This window comes from Sellimonas catena (assembly GCF_027924685.1).
Classification (GTDB): domain Bacteria; phylum Bacillota; class Clostridia; order Lachnospirales; family Lachnospiraceae; genus Sellimonas; species Sellimonas catena.
In genome coordinates this window covers 84,151-103,849 of sequence record NZ_BSBO01000003.1, presented here as the reverse complement: position 1 = coordinate 103,849, position 19,699 = coordinate 84,151, and the positions used below count along the sequence as shown (strand labels likewise).

Sequence of the window (19,699 nt, the reverse complement as noted above, 5' to 3'; positions counted from 1 at the left end):
ATGTTATACATGAATTTTAAGATTTTTTGCAGCACAAATAACGGCATCTGTAATCCCTTTTTCGTGGGCTCTGCCCACACCCGGCCTCAGGAATAAGCTGGGATTTTCTGGGAATACTATAAATGCCGAAGGAATAAGGGGAAGACAGGAGCGGAATAGTTTTTCATCCACTCCTGTTTTCCTTTTACAGGTATGCTGTCAGTCTCTCATCGTATAAAAGAATCAGTTGGTTCAACACTTGATCCCAGTTCCGATAACGCTGCGTCCACTTCTTTGTTACATTTCTGCTCGCAAGAAACAGCATCTTTTCAAGAGCGGTATCGCTTGGGAACACACTCTTTGTCTTTGTGACTTTCCTGTATTGACGGTTCAGCCCTTCTATGATGTTTGTGGTATACATAATTCTGCGGATATCTCCGGAAAACTGGAAGAAAGAACTCACATCTTCCCAGTTGTTTTCCCAGTTACTGATCGCATAGGGATATTTCTTTCCCCATTTCTCCTTGATCGTTTCCAATTCCGAAAGAGCTGCGGATTCATTGGGCGCGTTATAGACAGCCTTGAAGTCTGCGGAAAACTTCTTCAGATCGTTATAATTCACATATTTAAAAGAATTGCGCAGCATATGGATCACACAGCGCTGGATCTGTGCCTGTGGGAAAACGGCCTGAATTGCGTCTTTAAATCCGGGGAGACCGTCTACGCAGAAGAACAGGACATCCTGCACGCCACGGTTTTTCAGGTCGTTGAGCATTCCGAGCCAGAATTTACTGGTCTCATTCGCTCCTACGGTAATACTGAGAATATCCTTGTATCCTTCCACGGTAACTCCCAGTACAATATAAGCAGCGCGGCTGAGGATCCTGCCGTCTTCCCGGACTTTGTAATGGATACAGTCCATAAAAACAAAAGGATATACAGGGTTCAGTGGACGAGACTGCCACTCTTTCACTTCCGGAAGGATTTTGTCCGTGATTTTGCTGACCATTTCGGCGGAAAGTTCAATCCCATAAAGTTCCTGGAGCTGGTCATGAATATCCCTTGTACTCATTCCGCGGGCATAGAGAGAGATTACTTTCTCCTCAATCCCGGAAATATCCCGCTGATATTTAGGGATCAGCTTTGGTTCAAACTCACCATTGCGGTCACGGGGAACATCGATCTGGAATTCCCCGTACTGGCTTTTGAGTGTTTTGGGAGAGTGGCCATTCCTCTTATTATCGCTCTTAAGATCACCTTTACAATTTTTTTCATAGCCCAGAGTTGCATCCATCTCGGCTTCCAGAAGCTCCTGCAATATATCTTTGAAGCTGTCTTTGAGAAGGGAGTAAACATCAGCCACACTGGTAATGTTGTTTTCTGTAATAATCTGTCGGATTTGGTCTTTTGCTACTGCCATAAATAAACTCCTTTTCGATAAGAATTGTCATATCTGTAATTCTTACCAAAAAGGAGCCATTTTTTACCAAAGCCACAAAGTTTTTTACACTACCGGCTAGTCTTTTGATACAAATGCCGCTGCCTTGCAGGACATGTTCCTGAAAAGGCAGCGGCTTTCTTTTTGCACTATTATAATCCATATTCCCGATACAGCTCTTCCCGCAGCTTCTCATCCTCGGCAATCCGGCTCAGCTCCTCATCTCTTCCATCTTCCAGAAGTTTCTGACAAAGCTGCAGAACTCTCTGTTCGCCTTCTTTTATCCCTTCTTGGATCCCTTCTTTTCTTCCCTCTTTTAATCCTTGTTTTCTTCCTTCCTCCAGCCCTATTCTCTGGCTTTCTTCCCGGACTTTTTTCTCATACCATTCACGGTCGAATTCCTCTAAGATCACGTCCTCCACCTCCGAACTGTTCTTTTCCAGGAATTCTTTCAAAATATCTTTGTCAATGCATGCTTTTCTCGCTTCTGCCACTGCACTTTCAATAGGCGCCCCGTTTTTCAGATTTTCCTTTACTTCATTGACAAAGTAAGCATACTCCCATAATGCACGACATTTTTCCATCAGTTCCTTGTTATGCCCGAGATTGATATTCAGCATCACTGCCCTGCATTCAACCGCGGGTTTTTCTTCTGAAGATTCCGTTGGAAGAAATGCATCTGAAAGACATAATTCCTGGTAATCTGCTTCCGCCTGATTTCCATTATAGAATACCACATATTTCGGAACCGGTAAAGGAATCAGGGTTTTCCCATAAATGTTCGCGTCTGTCTGTTTGATATAGTTCTGATAAATTCTTGCCAGGTAGATAAATCCCCGAAGCGGCATATTGGGGTTGGGTGTACTTTGATGCTCATACAGATTCATGGTACAGAATAGAAGAAAAGAAACGTCATTTTTCATCCCTACATAGATTACGTCTTCCAGTGTTGTGATTTCAATTTTTTCCGGATCCGTGTAGTCTGTGTGATTCAAAGCATTGTACAGTTCGAGAAGATTTTCTTTTTCCCGAAAAATCATCCGAAACAATGTATCTTTATATTTTTTATTTACCGGCTTATTTTGATTTTCTTGTTGACTCATAGGCTGTTTCCTCCTGAATGTAGAATTGCGAATTGATGTGTAGTGTTGATGACGTTCTTCCCATTAGATGTGGATGAACATGTTTGATTTGCTTTCCCGAAATGAAATCCGTTACCGACACTTTTCAGACCAGGTAAATGGTAATCATTAACATACCACAGAAACACTAAAGATGCAAGTCCTCTTCCGATACGTCCTTAATTGCAGAAAAGGGAGCACCTTTTGCCGTTTCCGGCGGCAGTCTGGTGCTCCCTGTGTCCCAAATTAAATTTTCTTACTTTTTATTTGATCAAATCCGGTCCGATGGCAAGGACGTCATCCAGATTCAGATCGGTCTTCGGCTGTACATCAGCCAGTGCTTTCATGGTGATGACTGAAAGCCGGCCGCTTCCGTTATAAAGCGGTTTGTCACCCCGGTTTGCAAATGCGAGGTTTACATAAGCGGTTCCATCACCGTAAACTTTATTGACTGTCAGATCTTCCATCGAAGCAACTGCGTCTTCCCGGCTGACAGATACAAATTCCAGTTTTGCCGGGTCATAGTCAAGCACCTTTCCGAAGGCATTGATGTTTTCCGCCTCTTCTGCCATTACGGTGATTGTAAAGGTTTCTCCTGCTTTAACCGTTTCTTTTTCCGGTACAAGGAGAATCTTTCCGGATGCAGTTCCGGTCTGTCTGGTGCCTCCGTCCAGCTGGAACATGGTGTATGCATAATCGTATACATCATAAACACCGTTCATGTTGATATCTCCGCCTCTCTTCTGAATCTGATCCACGAAGTTGGAGCCGTCCTTGATTGAGGTACCGAGATAGTTCTTCATGTTTGTGTAATCTCCTTCGGAGACTTCTTCATTCTTGTTTGTACTTCCCACAGCAAATGGTTTCGTGCCGTCTTTTCTATAAACAGGAAGTTCGTGCGCCGCAAAGTAATTTCTTAAAGACTCTGTCACTTCCAGTTTCAGGAAACGTGCAAGGACACCGGCAAGCGGTACGGTCTGTACATTTTCCTCTACATCCAGATCCGTATTGTACGTCCATGCATCATGTTCGTCTCCGTTCCACTCCAGTTTCCAGTGGACTCCATCCATACTGGAGTAGACGTTCATCCGCTGTACCGTACCGCTTCCATAGCTGTCACGCGGATAGTATTCAAATTTGTCCAGCTCGTATGCCGCACCAAAATCGTAGATGAACGGGATCTTCTGTCCTGCCACATCGTCTGCCGAGAAGAAGAGACCACGGAAACTGTGATCTGTAGCATATTTCAGCGGACCGGCTTCATCGCTTCCGTCAAACGTTACTTTACCTGCTGCTCCGATTTCATTTCTCCACGGATCAGACAGCGTCATTGTCCGAACCTCGCCGCTCCATGCAGAATAGCCCTCTGCATTTCTGGAACGAATCTGGTAACTGTGTTCGGAATGATAATCCAGATCATCGTGCAGATAAGAATCTGCGTCTCCCATCGTATAAAGCTGTCCGTCTACCAGCATTTCGTAACTGGAAGCACCATCTGTCTTTGTCCAGCGGAGCCACATGGAGGAGGCTGTTTTCTCCTCTTCTGCAATCGTAAGCTCCGGTACGGAAAGCGCTGGATTTTCCTGCTCTTTTCCTACTTCCATCTCACAGACAAATCCCTGGATTTCCACGGACTGTTCTACTGCTGTCACATCCACTTTAGGAAGCCGGATGTAAAGCTTCGGTGCCGTCCGAACTTCATCTGTCATCTTTGCAAGCTCTTTCTCATCTGCGGATGCAAAAGTACGAAGTTTTGGAGCTTCTTCATAGTAATAAAGTGCCTCGCCCGCATCCGGCATCTGGTTTTCCAGTGTCTGTAAATCTCTGGCTTCTCTTGCTTTCAGAGTCTCTGCTCCGTTCTTTACAAGCACCGCATCCGGTTTTTGTGTCAGATGGACAATCCATGTTGTACTACGGTTTGGTTCATATCCTTCATAAGTTCCTTCGGACCGTTCTGCCGTCAGAACTGCCTTGTCTCCCTCTACTTTAGATGTGTACCGGGTAGAAACATGATCCCCGTAGGAAACATGGTCGATCGTTCCGTATGCTTCGTCTTCTTCTGTCTCATTGGAAATATATTTTCCGTCATCCTCGTATACGGTATATGTCGTTTCACCTGCCGGCCATACTTCAACGATTCTATGTTCCTTTTTCACTGCATCCGGCGTATTGTTTGCTTCGTACATCGGCAGAATCGCTCCCTGTTTTACAAAGACAGGCAGCTTCCAGAGCGGAACATCAAAGTTATTTAAAACCTGCCCGCCCTGATACAGTTCTCCGGTCAGATAATCTACCCAGATCTGCTCCGGATCCGGCAGATAAATATGATTTCTTACATCATTTCCCATCTCGTCTCCTGCCACGTTCTGGTAAACCGGCGCCACCAGAATACTGGAGCCGAGCATAAACTGATACTGCATGGAACGGCTGTATGCATACTCATCATCCGGATATTCCAGGAACATCGCTCTCACCATCGGAAGGCCTGTATCCTCATTTCCGGTTTCCAGATTGGATGCGGACACCGCGCAGGTATAAATATACGGCATCAACATGGATTTCATCTTCATATACATCCGGTTGATTCCGGTATACGGATCACCGAAAGTAAACGGTGCTTTCATATAGCTTCCCCATCCGTCCATGTTGAGCATCTGCGGTGTAAAGGATTTCCACTGGTAATCTCTTGCCGCAATCAGCGGTTTCCCGCCGAAAATTCCGTCCATATCACTTCCGATATTCGGGTTTCCGCTTAAGGAACTTCCAATGTAGGTCGGGATGTGGAAACGGATATATTCCCAGTTTCCTCCGGTCTGGTCACCACTCCATACACTGTTAAATCTCTGAGAGCCTGCCCAGCCGTCCAGAGAAATGATGTTCGGGCGGAAGTTCTCTGATGTTGTGACAATGTCGTACGCTGTCTTGACTCCATTTAACTGGAAGGAATATCCCGGTCCGACCCATGCCACGTCCGTTTTCAGCGTAGTAGCGCCGCCCCTGGTTACTTCCTTACGGAAATCACGGAGCAGATGCCAGTAGGTCTTCTCGTCTGAATCCGGGCTTAAGTTGCTCTCTGTCCACAGTCCGGACGCCACACCTCTTTTGTTGGCGTACTCTGTAAAGCGTGCCAGATTTTCTACATTGGCGTCCACTGCAGCGATACGCTCTTCGGAACTGCTTCCATCTTCCAGAACGCCTCCCTGTACATAGTAGCCATTCTGACCGTATCCTCCGCCGTATCCGTCGTTTGGCAGGAAATATCCAAGCGGCATGTCATACTGAAGATATTTGTCCAGTACAGCCCTTGCAGAATATTCATACGGAGTATCGACATTTTCCGGGTAGTTCTCCACAGCCACTGTCGGCATTTCTCCGTTTAACGACTCGGAATGCTGTCCCTCGGAAAGCCGGTAGCCGGTTGCCATTCCACTTTCATAATGGGTGGTTCCTTCGTTAAGGTGAGACTCGGTTCCCTTGACATTCCATGCCTTATCTCCCGCTTCCTCTGACCAGGCATCCCTGTTGTAGCAGTTCAGGTGGCCTTCATAGAATCCATACTCCGGAAGCAGCAGCGGATTTCCGGTTACATGGTAGTAAGCCCGAAGCAGATCCATGACGATCTGACGGCCTCCATCTCTTTCAGTCACAAAATAATACGCACTGAAATGGTGCTCTTTGTGGGCAGCCGTAACCACATCCGCATCTGACTCACCGAAATCATAGAGTCCGTCTGAGAACGTATTTCTCAGCACACCATATCCGCCTGTCGTATAATAAAATGGATTCGGAGATGCCACACCTCCGTCCATCCATGCACTTTCATTGACAATCTGAATCTTCCGGCCTGTATGCACAAACCGGCCGTTCTGTGTTCCGCCGCCGTAGAAATGCTCATTTTCCCCGCGCAGAAGTGTCTGAACCGTTTCTTCTGAAGTAAATTCCAGAGGCTTTGCCTCCTCCATTACCTTTCGCTCTCCTGCATAGACCGTCATCAGCGCTTTCTCTTTATCGAACATAATCCTTGTTCTGCCGCACTGTACTGTGACAGATGACGTGTCTTCCAGAATCTCTGCCTCCGGCTTTGTGTAGGCGTCCGCCTCATCCGGGTACTGCTGGATCTTTGCCGTATGAGCCTCATCTCTTGGAGCGGCATATTCCGGAAATGCTCCATCTGTACTTACATCGTAGCGGAAAATCGATTCTTCCAGAAATGTAATCTTCCCCTTGATTCCTTCCTGAAATGACAGATATACGATATTGCTTCTGTCCGCATCCTTCTGAATGACGGATGCCTCACTTAATGTCCCGCAAAATGCGTTCTTTTCCTCACTCATTACAATCCTCCTTTGACACAACCAGAATGGTTATGCATGATGCCTTAAAATTTTGTAAATTCATTCTACCAGAACAGACAAAAAAGCGCTATCACTGAGCGCTTTTTCTGTCCAATATTACAAAAAGATTGTACTTATGTATAAATATATAAAGTGATTCCATCCTTCAATCTCTGAAGTCCGTCTTTTAGAACCGCCCTCGGGCATGCAATATTCATTCGAAGAAATCCCTCTCCTGTTTTGCCGTACTGGATTCCGGACGACAAATACAGCCCGGTCTCTTTCCTCAGAAACGCAGCCAGTTTTTCCGAATCCTCTGTAATTTTCCGGCAGTCAATCCAGAGAAGATACGTAGCTTCGGAAGGAACCAGATGAATCTTCGGGATCTCTTTTTTGATAAATTCCACCGCAGCCTGTTTATTTTCATATAGATAGTCTCTCAGTGCATCCAGCCACGGGCCACCTTTCTGGTAAGCCGCGACTGCCCCCGTCATGGCAAAGACATTCGGCTCCGCCGCTTCATCCGTATTCAAGGCCCGCCAGATCTTATGACGCAAAGTTTCATCCGGCACCATCACAGCCGCTGTCTGTAGCCCCGCCAGATTAAATGTCTTGGTAGGCGCAATACAGGTAATACTGTTATTCCTGCACTTTTCCGAAACCGATGCAAACGGGATATAGGATTTTCCAGGATCCGTCAGTTCACAATGAATTTCATCCGAAATGACCACCACATGGTATTTCCAGCACAGCTCTCCAATCCGCTCCATCGTCTCTTTCGTCCAGATTTTCCCAACCGGATTGTGCGGATTACAGAAAATCAACATAGTCGTCTGGGGATCAGAAAGCACTTCTTCCAACGCTTCGAAATCCACATCGTAACATTCTCCATCATAGGAAAGCGGACACTCTACAACATATCTTCCATTATTTACAACCGAATTGAAAAAAATGTTGTAAACCGGTGTCAGAAGCACGACTTTCTCCGCCGGAGTCGTAAGTTTCCGAACCGCACTGGAAATGGCCGGCACCACGCCGGTACAGAAAATCAGCCAGTCTTTTTCTATCCGGAACTGATGGCGCGTCTCCCACCAGTTCTGAATTGACTCATACCACTCATCCGGGATCAAAGTGTATCCAAAAGCACCATGGCCTGCTCTTTTCTGAATTGCATCCCGGATCTCCGGCGCCGTTTCAAAATCCATATCCGCCACCCACATCGGAAGCTCATTCCCGGCAACGTCCCATTTTACAGACAGAGTTCCACGCCGGTTAACCGGCTTATCAAAATCATAATTCATACCCTGTTTCCTCCTGTCCTGCCCGATTATGCACAAAATCGATCCAGCTTTTCTTCAACCGACTTGCAGCAGATCCTGGTCTTCTCCGGGTCAATCCTGTCTTTTTCAATAATCAGTTCTCCGATCTCATCCGCGCAGATCGTACCGCCGGACGGATTCAGGATACTGTCCACCTTTCCATGAATTTCAGCATCCACAGTCGAATACTCAAAGGCCAGCGTCGTATTCAGCAGACGACAGTTCTTCATTACAAGATTGTCGATGTAACACATCCCCTGAAGACTCTCGATTGTACAGTTAATCAATGTCAGATTTTTCGCATTCCATCCCAGATACTCTCCTGAAATAAAAGAATCATAAACTGTCACATTCTCACTGTTCCAGAACGCATCTTTCGAAAGCATCTTGGCATTTCGGATTTCCATGTTTTTCACACCGTCAAAAGAATAATTCCCTATCAGCTGGAAATCGGACAGCTTCATATTTTCACTGTTCATGGCAAAATAATCACCCTTTGCCGTAACATGTTCCATTGTCACATCACTGCAGTTCCAGAAAGTCTCAGCCGCATTCGGGAATGTCACATATTCCAGATGCACCCCCTGACAGCGCCGGAAATTCTTCGGCGCCTCAATGACCGCATTTTTCACCGTGATATCATTTGTATACCATACACCCGCTCTCGCCATCTCAAACCATGTACAGTCCTCCGCATAGATATGATTACAGTACCAAAGCGGATACTTCCATTTAAACATGCTGCCATAAAGCCTGATATCACCACTCTCCTTTAACGGCGACTCCCCATCTGTAAAAATTGTATCATAAACATCCGTATGCTCCGCATGAAACAACGGCCTTTCCCCTGTCAGATACGCCTGCTTTACTAATTCTCTTTCTGCCATGTTCCAAAACCTCCTCACGATCTTCTTTATAAATACCTGCTCCTGGATAATACCCAGTCTCCTTACTAAACTAACTATAGAACGGCCAAAACAAAATAGCAAATACTTATGTACTATGCCTTTTCATAGCTGAAAGTTATGGATATTTTTCGGGGGACGTGTTCCGGCGTTTCGGAACCTGTCCCCGATGGAAAAAATCTGACAATTCGGTTTTGGCCTTATTTTATGCGGGTTTTGAGACTTTTTTGTCCATTTACGTCGTGTACCTGTGCACCGGAACACGTCCCCGATAAAGCGTATAAGATAGTAATTATTTATAGTTTATAAGGATTTATAGTTGAAACCTATTCTGCTTCGGGGTATAGTATTTGTAGTGTTTTATAGTATGTTTTAAATTTTGTATAGTTTATATTTTGTGTGATAAGTCTGATGGAGGAATGTGTTTATGGAGCTTCGTGTTCTTCAATATTTTCTTGCGATTGCAAGGGAACAGAGTATTGTTCATGCTGCCGAGTCGTTGCATCTTTCACAGCCGACGCTTTCTACGCAGATTAAAAACCTGGAGGATGAGCTTGGTAAGAAACTTTTTATCCGGGGTGGTAAGGGTTCCCGGCGGATTACGCTTACAGAAGAGGGGATGATTCTGCGTAAGCGGGCTGAGGAGATTCTCGAGCTTGTCCGAAAGACGGAGTCTGAGATCTCTGCTTCTGATGATGTTCTGATCGGTGATATTTATATTGGTGCCGGTGAGACTGACGGGATCCGGCTGATTGCGCGGGCGGCAAAGCAGATGCAGTCGCGTTATCCCGGCATCCAGTTTCATATTTCAAGTGGAAATGCTGTGTTTGTGAGAGAGTCTCTTGACAGGGGACTGATTGATTTTGGAATTGTTTTTGGTCCTGTAGATCTGACGAAATATCATGCTTTGAAAGTTCCGGTACGGGATATCTGGGGTGTGCTGATGCGTAAGGATTCGCCTCTTGCCGAGAAGGAATCAATCCGGAGAGAAGATCTCTGGGATCAGCCGTTGATCGTCTCCCAGCAGGAGTCCAACGGCGGCCAGGTGCTGCAGTGGTTGAAGCGGGATCCGGCTGATCTTCGTATTGTAGCCACCTACAATCTGATTTACAATGCTTCCCGGTTGGTCGATGAAGGGCTGGGCTATGCGTTTAGTTTTGACCATCTGATCAATACGACCGGAGACAGTACTCTTTGCTTTCGTCCGCTTGATCCGGCACTGGAGATAGAGATGTCAATTATCTGGAAAAAGTATCAGGTGTTTTCCAAACCGGTGGAAAAATTTATTTCTGTCCTGCGGGAATCTCTTTCTCTGGATGAAGCATAGGTTTCTTCTCCATTTTCCCCGCTTTATTTGACAATTGGATGTATTCTCTTTTATAATATAACTATTACATTTGTAAGATTGAAGGGAGGAATCTGTTATGACCCGTTTGCCGCAAATCTCCGAGGCGGAATTTGAAGTCATGAAAATCGTGTGGCAGCGTGCCCCGGTCAACACAAATGAAATCACGGAATGTCTGGAGAAAACGACATCCTGGAGTCCGAAAACGATTCAGACGCTGATCAAGCGGCTGGTCAACAAAGGTGCTCTGACCTACGAAAAGCAGGGACGTATCTTTGTCTACACTCCTCTGGTCGGAGAAAAAGAATATATCGGACAGGAGAGTTCTTCTTTTCTGAAGCGTTTTTACCATGGGGATCTCACCGAAATGGTTTCCTCTTTCCTGGAGGAGGACCGCCTTTCGGAAGAAGACCTCGATGAACTGCGTGCGCTTTTGTCCGGAACATCAAAAAAAGGAGGCCGCTGATCATGGAACGTTTTATGATACATTTTCTGTTCTGCAGCCTTCTTCTTTGTGGAATCATCGGTATCTTTTTCTTTCTCCGGACAGTATTCAAAACACTGCTTGTCGGACGGATGCGGTACCATCTCTGGCTTGTGCTGCTTATACTGTCTGCCATTCCGTTTCTTCCGGGTCTCCCTTTTAAATTTTCCGGAAATATTTTATGGTCTTTCCTGCCGTCAAACCATTCTTTTTCATTTCATGCTGTATCCGGAACAGGCCAGAATATGCAGCCTTACGTTGCTGCCGCCGGATGGATGAATGATTTCACGGAATCTGTTACACAGAGAACGCCGTCTTCTCTTTGGGGTTTTCTTTTTGCCGTCTGGATTGCCGGCGTCCTTTTTATGGGAATCTTTCTGATCCGTTCTGCACTTCGTCTCCATGCACTGAAAAACGCTTCCCTTCCTTTGCAGCATGAAAAAGCAAAAGCGCTGTATCAGTCGTGTCTGGAGGAACTGCACATCCGGCGGAAGATTCCTGTGTACAGCAATGCCTTTTTAAAGTCTCCGGTTATGGCCGGGGTCATTCGTCCCGGCATTTACCTTCCGATTCACCTGATCTCTGATTATCAGGAAAAGGATCTCCGGTATATTCTGCTTCACGAACTGTTTCATTACCGCCACCGGGATTCACTCATCGGACATCTGATGAATCTTGCGGGTATGGTCTACTGGTTTCATCCGCTGATGCGCCTTTCTCTTCACACCATGCGGGAAGACCGGGAAATTGCCTGCGATGCTTCTGTGCTGTCCCTGCTTGATGAAGCTTCCTATACCGACTATGGGCAGACCCTCATCCGATTTGCCCGGAAAACATCGCTTCATCCGTTTCCTTTTACAGCCGGACTTGGAGAAAATAAAAAACAGATCCGAAAACGGATTCTTTGCATTGCTTCCTACCAGAAGCCTACACCCTTTAGGCGATTCAAAAGCGGGTGCGCCTTTTTCCTGATCTGTCTCCTTTTGTCCGCATCGGTTCCCTTTCTTTCCTCCGATGCAGCGGCAGAAAATGCGGCGCTTCCCGAAAATGGAGCTTCCGGTACTTCATCTTCCCTTTCCACCTATTTCCAGGGCTATGAGGGATGTTTTGTCCTGTACGATATGGAAGCGGACGACTGGACCATCTACAACGAATCCCTTGCCCGCAGCCGGGTTTCACCGGATTCGACCTATAAGATTTTTGATGCCCTGTTTGCTCTGGAAGAAGGAGTGATTACTCCGGAACACAACTTTCTTCCACAGCCGGATGAATCGTATCCATTTGAAGAGTGGAATCAGGATCAGACACTGCAAAGTGCAATGACCTCCTCCGTCAACTGGTATTTTCAGAATCTGGATCATCAGATGGGCGCATCCGTCCTGCGTTCCTACCTGCATCAGATCGGCTATGGAAATGAATCCCTTCAGGGAGATCTTTCTTCTTACTGGATGGAATCTTCTCTGAAAATTTCTCCGGTGGAGCAGGTGCAGCTTCTTGCTTCATTTTATTACAACGACTGGAATTTCGATCCGTCACATATTGAAACGGTCAAAGATGCTATCTGCCTTTCCTCATCTTCGGGAACTGCCCTTTATGGAAAGACGGGAACCGGACAGATAAATGGGCAGAATATCAACGGTTGGTTTGTCGGTTTTGTAGAGTCTTCCGGGCACCCGGTCTTCTTTGCATCAAACCTTCGGGGCAAAGATGCAGCCGGAAGCGCAGCAGCATCCATCACCCTTTCCATCTTATCGGATCTGGGGATTTATTCTGATGAATCCCTTTAAATTCACGCAAAATGAAGCGGACAGGATTTTTTACTCCCTGTCCGCTTCTTCCCACTGTTTTCCAAGCCGGTACTGATATTCCGGTACTTTAGCCAGTTCCTCCTCGGGAATCTCATTTCCCAGATATTGGAATGTCCCGTCATCCGAAAACTGCACGGTGAGTTTATGGGTCATTGCATTGTCATTGCACGCTGCCATGCACACCGCCTGCACCGTCAGTTCCACTATGCCGTCCCCCTTTTCTTCTGCCTTTACAACTTCCGGAATGGAAGTTCCGAACGTAGTAGGGGAATAATTTCCGGTTCCAAGCCGTACCCACAAATAGGTTCCTGTCTCTGCATCGTATTCTGCACAGGCCCTGAGTTCATCTTTCGTCACCGGAAGATATTCCATGATCAGACTTTCAAATTCTTCCGCCTCGATCCCGTCCGCATACCGGTCATAATCTATGATCGTTCCATATTTCATTTCATAGAATGATTCAAATACTCCATTGTAATCCAGTCTGGAAAGATCGGACGTATTCCAGTTTGAACAAAGTAGATTATTTCCCTGATATCCAAGTGCCAGAACACACTTCCTGGAAAGTTCTCGGTACGTTTCTTCCATGGGCCGGATCCGTATCATGGTGGATGCGTCCACGACTTCCGTAACTTCCGGCGGCTGCGGCGCACACAACTCGTAGGAAAGCCATCCTTTTTCCGTGTAGTTCCACCATTTCACCCTTGTATAGGAAGTGGAAGAAATGACAGGTTCCCCGTCACCGCTCCACTCGGAAATGGTATCCACCACATACAGGTCTTCCCCGTCATACTCAAACTCCGTCCGGTTCAACCCGCCGCTGGACTTCACCTTATAAAGAACCATCGTTCCCTCTTTTCCATCCTGACAATCTGCCAGAAAGTCTTCCATCGTTTCATAGTTCTCCATTGTCGAATAGGCATCCGCGCCGGTTACCGTCAATCCGTCTTCCTTCAGCACCTCCTTCAGGGCGACAATCTCCTCATCGGATAATACTCCATCGGATGTATTCCCTTTATCCATGTTCTGATACTGACTGGAAATCAGCTCCATTGCCGCACTGCACTCTTCTTCTGCATCTTTCTTCTTTTGGGTATCCAACGGCAAATTATATCCCTTTTCCCACTGTTCTGTCTGCTCTGTTGCCTCAGCTTCTTCCCCTTTGCTCTGGCTGTTTTCTTTTCTGTCTCTGCTCAGCATGATGCTGCTCAGACCAATCAGCAGAATCAGGAGAACTATAAGCATAGCATATTTCCTGTAAATTTTTTTACTCCCCATAGTAATGTTTCCACTCCTCCTCTGTGAGCCTTGGCTTATACCAGAAACTGGTCATCCCTTCCTCCCTGGAAATCACGCGGTTGGATACATATTGAAAGTTCCCGTCTTCCATCGGGCGCACCACCAGTTCACTCTTCATGGCACAGTCCAGCATTTCCATCTTCCATACCGCTTCCACGGTAAGCTGAACCGTTCCATCCTCCAGTTCTTTATATCCTGTCACTTCCGGATACGGCCCGTATGGCGAGCCTCCATCATAACGTCCCCGCGGGCGGTAAAGAAAGGTGCCGCTCTCCGATTGATACTTCATATGGTCCCGGATCGTCTGCCTGCCAAAAGAAAAATAACTTTGCAGGACCTCCTCAATTTCTTCTTCCGGCACATGATATTCTGCCCCTTCCTTTGCTTCATATGGAACAATTTCCCCATATTTTGCGCGGTAAAGCCGCTCATACAGGTCATAAAAATCCAGTTCTTTGCTGTCCTGCTCCGTCCAGTCGGTAATCAGCAGATTATTCCGCTCATATCCGACAGATGCGAGATAGGTCTGGTAAGCCTCCCTGCATGTCTGATCCAACGGCTTGACCCGGAAGGCTTTTTGCCCCGGAGCGCCGTCGTATCCTGCCGGACGGGATTCTTCAAAAAACAGATATCCCTTGTCCGTATAATCCCATGAGGCCGCTTCAAATTCATGATAATAATAGACCTCCGGGTTGTCGTTCTCCCACCGCAGGGAAGATTCCGTCACATCTATGTTGCCATCCTGGGTCTCCAGATCATAGCGGATCCAGCCGCCTTCGTCCGTTACACAGAAAAACACCACTGAGTCTTCTTCTCCTTGTTCTGCGCTTTCGCAGAAGTCCTGCACCTGCCCGGGATGTACCATGTTAATCTGATTGTCCGTGTCAACCGCCGCATATCCCTGCTCCCCGATGGCCTGTATGATCTGTTGCTGAAATGCCAGCGTATCTTTTTCCCCTCTGCCTCTCTCCTCTTCGTAAATCTCCCGGAATCCCTCCGCAAGCTGTTCGGACTCCCTGGAAATCCTCTCTTCTTTTTTCTGTCTTTCTGTTTTTTGCTGATTTTCCTGCCTGTATCCGTCCTCTCTTTCCACGGCAATACTGCACCCCGCCCCGGCAAACAGAAGAATCCATCCTGCAATCATCCACTTCTTCCAGCTCAAGAACTTCTCTCCTTTTCCATCTGTTACCACTGTAAAATATCTTCCCGGAAATGCAAGAATCTATCTGCTTTTCTTCCTTGTGTCTTAATATTACACTTGTAAGATTTTAAAGTCAAGAAGATTTCAACGGGCTGACTACGAATATTTCGTAGCAGCCCATACCTCTTTTAGTCCTCTTCCCTTATTTGGATTACAGGCGTGTTCCTCTCTCCGGTCTGCTTCCGCACCCATTCCCGGATTCTATCCGCGGAGATCCTCTTTTCTCCAAACACTGCCCGGTCCGGTCTTGCTAAGCATTAGTTTACACGATGGGACTCCTTTTTTCTTGACCGGATATGTGCAGTTCCATTTTTATTCTTTGTTCCAGCGAATGCCAATGCTACACAACAGCAGTGCAAGAACCAGAATCACCGCAAGTGGAATGACGTTCTCCATCCATCCTCCCGCTTCTGTCATCAGGTAATATCCCCATGCAGCCGGAAACGCATTTCCGATGACCTGCAGCACGTTCGGGAGCAATTCTTTCGGGAACAAAATGCCTGACAGAAGGATTGACGGCAGAAAGACAAGCATCGACCACATGGAGGTCTTACTCTGATCTTTCACCATCAAACCGATCACGCCTGCCACGTTGATCGTAACAACCAGAAACAGTACCAGTGAAACCACATATGCCGCCGGATGTTCCGGAAATTCCGCGTCAAAAAACAGTGGCGCAGAAAAAAAGAGAATCATACTCATGCAAAACAAATGTACAAACGCAGAAAGACCTGTCGTAAAGAATCCAAGCCACTCCGGAACCCCGTTGGATTTGTAAACCTGCCGGATCTTGCTTCCGTAGATTTCCACAAGAGAAGGTGGAACACCGATGAGCGCACCCATGGAAACGCCAAACACGGTCATGGACTGGATCAGTGTCTCCTTGGCTTCCGGCATGACAGAAGTAAAAATGCCTCCCATCACCGCAAAAAACAGAAGCGGTACCAGATAGCAGGTAAGCAGAAGCGTCCGGCTCCGGATATCCATTTTCCACTGGAGCGAAACTCCGTAAAAGAATGCATTCATCTATCATTCCCCCTTTGTGATTTTCATAAAGTGTTGTTCCAGCGATCCACGGTCCACATGAAGATCCAGAATCGCCGTCCCCATCTTCCGGTACTGTTCCAACAGTTTCATCAGATCTGTTCCAATGTCTTCTGATTCGAACTCTTCCGTGCCATGTTCTGTCCGAATCGAAATCCGGTACTGCTTTCCAACCTTTTCACCAAGTTCCTCTACCGTTCCGAGAAATACAAGGCTGCCCCCATTTAAAATCCCAATCCGGTCACAGAGGCTTTCCACTTCTGCCATATCATGGCTTGTCATTACAATGGTCTTTCCATTTTCCCTCAGCTTTCGGATCAAACTATGAAGTGACAAACGCCCTTCCACATCAAGTCCTGCTGTCGGTTCATCCAAAAACAGGAGATCCGGATCCCGTATCAGGGCAAGTGCCAGGTGGAGCCGCCTCTTCTGTCCCGTTGATAACTGATAATACTGCTTCTTTGCAAATTCCGGAATGCCAAGTTCCTTCAGCATTCCTTCATCCGGCACACAGTGATTCCACTTTGCAAACAGCCGGACCGCCTCCATCGCCCGGATATGCTCCGGCAATGATGCCGACTGCAGCTGAATTCCGGTTTTCCCCCGGACATTGATCTGTCCTTCGTCATATGTTCTCAGCCCCTCGATGCATTCCATGGCCGTCGTTTTACCCGCACCATTTATCCCCAGAATTCCAAAAATTTCCCCCTGATTCACACCAAAATTCAGACCCTTCAACACCGCATGTGTTCCGTAACTTTTCTTTAATCCACAAACCCGTACTGCTTCTGTCATGCGTCTCCCTCCTGAAACGGATTCACCCCCAGACGGGAAAAATACACATCCAGCACCTGTCCGACATACTCATTGGCCATGGCCTGTTTTTCCTGCCATTTCGGATCTGTTCCTTCAAATTTCCCAATTTCCACCAATTTGGAGAGCATACTCAAATCCCCTCCGGTAAATTCCGTGATCATCTTCCAGTAAATCTCGGCAAAGTGCTGTCCCTGCTCGCTGTCGGCCGGAACTTTCGCTATGTAAAGCCGTATCGCTTCTTCCTGCAGCTTTTGAAACCGGTTCATAAAATCCGTTCCGCTTTCCCGGTCAAAGCGGCTTCGGATGTGCTCCAGTGTCTGATCATCAAAATGCTTGATCAGCCAGTAATATTCGTTATCCATCTGTAGGTTTACGATAATATCCGCATACTTTTTGAAATCCACCTCCTGCATCTGAAGCACTTCTTCCCGCAGAAGTTCAAGCTCCCTTAATGATTCGGACAGAATTTCGATTTTCCGTCTCACTTCATCTGCCTGCTGTGCCAGAACATCCGCCACCTCATCCGGCGTATCCAGCGGAATCAGGCGGTTTTTGATATCCTGCAGGGAGAATCCGAGCTGTTTCAAAGATAAAATCTGGTGCAGACGGATTACATCTTTATCTGTATAAAGCCTCCGCCCGCCTTCACTGATGGAAGAAGGCGAAAGCAGTCCTTCTCTGTCATAGTGCTGTAATGTCCGGACTGTGACATTCATCTTCTTTGCCACTTCCCCGATGGTCATAAATCCCTTCGGTACTGCTCTTTGTTTTTCCATGTCCGTGTCACCTCCTGCTCCTAGTATACTTCATGACGTAACGTCACAAGCAAGCCCCTTTAAAAATTTTTTCTTGACCGCAGATCCCGTCTTATGATAGACTGGTGACTCGGAAAATTCAGGTCTTTATTGGAAACGTACATTCTCCCGAATGAATAACGAACAACACGATTTTTCTGCTGATTTATTATTCATTCATAAGGAGGATTTTTTTATGCCAAGAACCAAAAAACAGGAACTCATTTTTTCACTTCTGATGGTATTTTTCATGGTTTATGCCATGGTCTGCTACAATATTGCACTGAACATGGGCGGAATGAATTATGCCGTATTCGGAGCAGCATTTCATGAACTGATCATCATGTACCCGATCGCTTTTCTTCTGGACTTTTTCTTTGTGAGCCACATCGTAAAAAGAACCGCTTTTAAAATCGTAGACCCGGAAAAAGAAAATCCATTTCATCTGGTGCTGGCGATCTCCGCTATTACTGTGATGTGGATGTGTCCGCTGATGAGTCTTGCGGCTACACTGCTGTTCAAAGATGCAGGAATCAACGTGATTCCGGTCTGGATCCAGACCATCGCGATGAATTTCCCGATGGCATTCTTCTGGCAGATGTGCTATGCCGGACCACTGGTAAGATTCCTGTTCAGAAAGATCATGAGACAGTCATAAAACAGAAAAAGGTACTGAGTTCAAAAGAAAACCCAGTACCTTTTTTGCTATTTTACCGGAAACCGCCCACAGGACTTTTTCTCCGGACAGTAATTTAAGAATTCACATTTGGGCTTGCAATAATGATCTATAATCAGCTCCCATTCCCCTTCTTGACATTCCCGCCCTGCCGCCGTATAGTCTCTTATAAATACCAGATCATGGAGGAAATCAGCATTGAAACAGAATCAGCATCTTCTGACAATCAGCGAATTTTCCCGTATTTCGGAAGTGAAACGGAAAACACTGATCTTTTACGATACGATCGGCGTCTTCTGCCCCAAATACACTGCCCCAAACGGTTACCGCTACTATGCCCATGAACAGATTTATGTGATCTCAATGATTCAGATTTTAAAAGAACTGGGGATTCCTCTCTCGAAAATCAAAGACTATACAGCTGATATCACACCCGGACATGCCCTGTCCTTTCTGAAAGAACAGCAGCAAAACCTGACTGAAAAAATCCGAAGCCTCCAGTCTGTACAAGGTATGCTGGAGGAACGGCTCGTCCGGCTGGAGGAGGGAACATCCATGGATACCCGTAACGTACAGCTCCTTTCTTTTGAGGAAACACTGATTTTTCAGAGCACACCCTTCGAAGCGGACCGGCAGGCCATTCCGGATGAAATCTGGCTTGATTTCTATCTGCACTGCAAGCAGAACCACGTCACCTTCGGTTATCCCGAAGGTTATCTGACTGCCAGAGAACAGCTCAAAAAACAAGAGACAAAAACTGTCTCCCGAATTGTCGCCTTTGTAAAGGATGCTTCCCTTGCAAACGCCAGCATCCCTGCCGGATTATTTGCGGCCGCCTGCGGTCCGGGTTCTCTGGAGGATACGGATTCCATTTACGAGCGGCTCTTTTCTTTCATTCGTGAAAATCGGCTGGAAATCATCGGAGATGCCTGCGAGGAACGTCTCATTGACGAAGTCGGAAGCTCCGAAAAAAAAGGACAGATTACGAGAGTTCGAATTCCAGTCCGTTGTTTCAAATGATTAGAAACTTCGGGATTCCATTTTCCGGCTCTTTCCACAATAAATGGACGATCCCTTGAAATTTGAGTCTTTTCAGAGTCTCAATCCTTCCTGGAATCGTCCCATCTCTTTAAACA

General features: G+C 46.6%; 15 protein-coding genes. 5 read left to right on the top strand and 10 right to left on the bottom strand.

Going from position 1 to position 19,699, the window contains the following annotated elements; genetic code table 11:
* Positions 1-184: 184 nt before the first annotated feature.
* The 5 genes from Selli1_RS02480 to Selli1_RS02460 form a co-directional block, all read right to left on the bottom strand.
* Entirely contained in the window at positions 185-1,399 is a 1,215-nt protein-coding gene (locus tag Selli1_RS02480) for an IS256 family transposase (RefSeq protein ID WP_087175595.1), read from the bottom strand.
* Between the two features lie 170 nt (positions 1,400-1,569).
* The gene (locus tag Selli1_RS02475) at positions 1,570-2,520 is read right to left on the bottom strand and encodes an RpnC/YadD family protein (RefSeq protein WP_138373412.1); all 951 of its coding nucleotides are present in this window, start codon (positions 2,518-2,520) and stop codon (positions 1,570-1,572) included.
* Between the two features lie 281 nt (positions 2,521-2,801).
* Positions 2,802-6,872 carry a glycoside hydrolase family 31 family protein gene (locus tag Selli1_RS02470; protein ID WP_281872239.1) on the bottom strand — a complete coding sequence of 1,357 codons (4,071 nt, stop codon included), beginning with the start codon at positions 6,870-6,872 and terminating at the stop codon, positions 2,802-2,804.
* A gap of 134 nt (positions 6,873-7,006) precedes the next feature.
* A complete protein-coding gene (locus Selli1_RS02465) occupies positions 7,007-8,173 on the bottom strand; it encodes a MalY/PatB family protein (protein ID WP_281872238.1) in 1,167 nt (388 codons plus the stop codon).
* A 26-nt stretch (positions 8,174-8,199) separates the two neighbouring features.
* A complete protein-coding gene (locus Selli1_RS02460) occupies positions 8,200-9,078 on the bottom strand; it encodes a DUF3737 family protein (protein WP_087167004.1) in 879 nt (292 codons plus the stop codon).
* 445 nt (positions 9,079-9,523) lie between these two features.
* On the opposite strand from Selli1_RS02460, the gene Selli1_RS02455 reads away from it, so the two are divergent.
* From Selli1_RS02455 to Selli1_RS02445, 3 genes are all read left to right on the top strand, one after another.
* Positions 9,524-10,423 (top strand): LysR family transcriptional regulator, encoded by a 900-nt coding sequence (locus tag Selli1_RS02455; RefSeq protein ID WP_087167003.1) that lies wholly within the window; start codon positions 9,524-9,526, stop codon positions 10,421-10,423.
* 97 nt (positions 10,424-10,520) lie between these two features.
* Complete coding sequence (locus Selli1_RS02450; RefSeq protein ID WP_087167002.1) at positions 10,521-10,907, top strand: BlaI/MecI/CopY family transcriptional regulator; 387 nt, start codon at positions 10,521-10,523, stop codon at positions 10,905-10,907.
* A gap of 2 nt (positions 10,908-10,909) precedes the next feature.
* Positions 10,910-12,712 (top strand): BlaR1 family beta-lactam sensor/signal transducer, encoded by a 1,803-nt coding sequence (locus Selli1_RS02445; protein ID WP_281845063.1) that lies wholly within the window; start codon positions 10,910-10,912, stop codon positions 12,710-12,712.
* Between the two features lie 30 nt (positions 12,713-12,742).
* Here the strand turns inward: Selli1_RS02445 and Selli1_RS02440 are convergent, their stop codons facing one another.
* From Selli1_RS02440 to Selli1_RS02420, 5 genes are all read right to left on the bottom strand, one after another.
* A complete protein-coding gene (locus Selli1_RS02440) occupies positions 12,743-13,978 on the bottom strand; it encodes a DUF6070 family protein (protein WP_281872236.1) in 1,236 nt (411 codons plus the stop codon).
* Positions 13,979-14,000: 22 nt separating this feature from the next.
* On the bottom strand, positions 14,001-15,194 hold the full coding sequence (locus tag Selli1_RS02435; RefSeq protein ID WP_281845065.1) for a DUF6070 family protein: 1,194 nt from the start codon (positions 15,192-15,194) through the stop codon (positions 14,001-14,003).
* A 351-nt stretch (positions 15,195-15,545) separates the two neighbouring features.
* Positions 15,546-16,259, bottom strand: coding sequence for an ABC transporter permease (locus Selli1_RS02430; protein WP_281872235.1), 714 nt, complete (start codon positions 16,257-16,259; stop codon positions 15,546-15,548).
* 3 nt (positions 16,260-16,262) lie between these two features.
* Positions 16,263-17,072, bottom strand: a complete 810-nt coding sequence (locus Selli1_RS02425; protein WP_281872234.1) for an ABC transporter ATP-binding protein — start codon at positions 17,070-17,072, stop codon at positions 16,263-16,265.
* Positions 17,069-17,869, bottom strand: coding sequence for a MerR family transcriptional regulator (locus tag Selli1_RS02420; RefSeq protein WP_281845069.1), 801 nt, complete (start codon positions 17,867-17,869; stop codon positions 17,069-17,071). Before Selli1_RS02420 ends, Selli1_RS02425 begins: the two co-directional genes overlap by 4 nt.
* Positions 17,870-18,083: 214 nt before the next feature.
* Between Selli1_RS02420 and Selli1_RS02415 the strand changes: the two genes are divergently transcribed.
* Complete coding sequence (locus tag Selli1_RS02415) at positions 18,084-18,545, top strand: DUF2798 domain-containing protein (protein ID WP_138373710.1); 462 nt, start codon at positions 18,084-18,086, stop codon at positions 18,543-18,545.
* 216 nt (positions 18,546-18,761) lie between these two features.
* Complete coding sequence (locus tag Selli1_RS02410; RefSeq protein ID WP_162610121.1) at positions 18,762-19,583, top strand: MerR family transcriptional regulator; 822 nt, start codon at positions 18,762-18,764, stop codon at positions 19,581-19,583.
* The last annotated feature ends 116 nt before the right edge of the window (positions 19,584-19,699 follow it).

Bases quoted from the DNA above. Each gene is read 5' to 3' on its own strand.
- Selli1_RS02465 (WP_281872238.1), bottom strand. From the start codon at position 8,173: ATGAATTATGATTTTGATAAGCCGGTTAACCGGCGTGGAACTCTGTCT.
- Selli1_RS02425 (WP_281872234.1), bottom strand. From the start codon at position 17,072: ATGACAGAAGCAGTACGGGTTTGTGGATTAAAGAAAAGTTACGGAACA.
- Selli1_RS02415 (WP_138373710.1), top strand. From the start codon at position 18,084: ATGCCAAGAACCAAAAAACAGGAACTCATTTTTTCACTTCTGATGGTA.
- Selli1_RS02430 (WP_281872235.1), bottom strand. From the start codon at position 16,259: ATGAATGCATTCTTTTACGGAGTTTCGCTCCAGTGGAAAATGGATATC.
- Selli1_RS02460 (WP_087167004.1), bottom strand. From the start codon at position 9,078: ATGGCAGAAAGAGAATTAGTAAAGCAGGCGTATCTGACAGGGGAAAGG.
- Selli1_RS02455 (WP_087167003.1), top strand. From the start codon at position 9,524: ATGGAGCTTCGTGTTCTTCAATATTTTCTTGCGATTGCAAGGGAACAG.
- Selli1_RS02475 (WP_138373412.1), bottom strand. From the start codon at position 2,520: ATGAGTCAACAAGAAAATCAAAATAAGCCGGTAAATAAAAAATATAAA.
- Selli1_RS02420 (WP_281845069.1), bottom strand. From the start codon at position 17,869: ATGGAAAAACAAAGAGCAGTACCGAAGGGATTTATGACCATCGGGGAA.
- Selli1_RS02470 (WP_281872239.1), bottom strand. From the start codon at position 6,872: ATGAGTGAGGAAAAGAACGCATTTTGCGGGACATTAAGTGAGGCATCC.
- Selli1_RS02450 (WP_087167002.1), top strand. From the start codon at position 10,521: ATGACCCGTTTGCCGCAAATCTCCGAGGCGGAATTTGAAGTCATGAAA.
- Selli1_RS02480 (WP_087175595.1), bottom strand. From the start codon at position 1,399: ATGGCAGTAGCAAAAGACCAAATCCGACAGATTATTACAGAAAACAAC.
- Selli1_RS02445 (WP_281845063.1), top strand. From the start codon at position 10,910: ATGGAACGTTTTATGATACATTTTCTGTTCTGCAGCCTTCTTCTTTGT.
- Selli1_RS02440 (WP_281872236.1), bottom strand. From the start codon at position 13,978: ATGCTTATAGTTCTCCTGATTCTGCTGATTGGTCTGAGCAGCATCATG.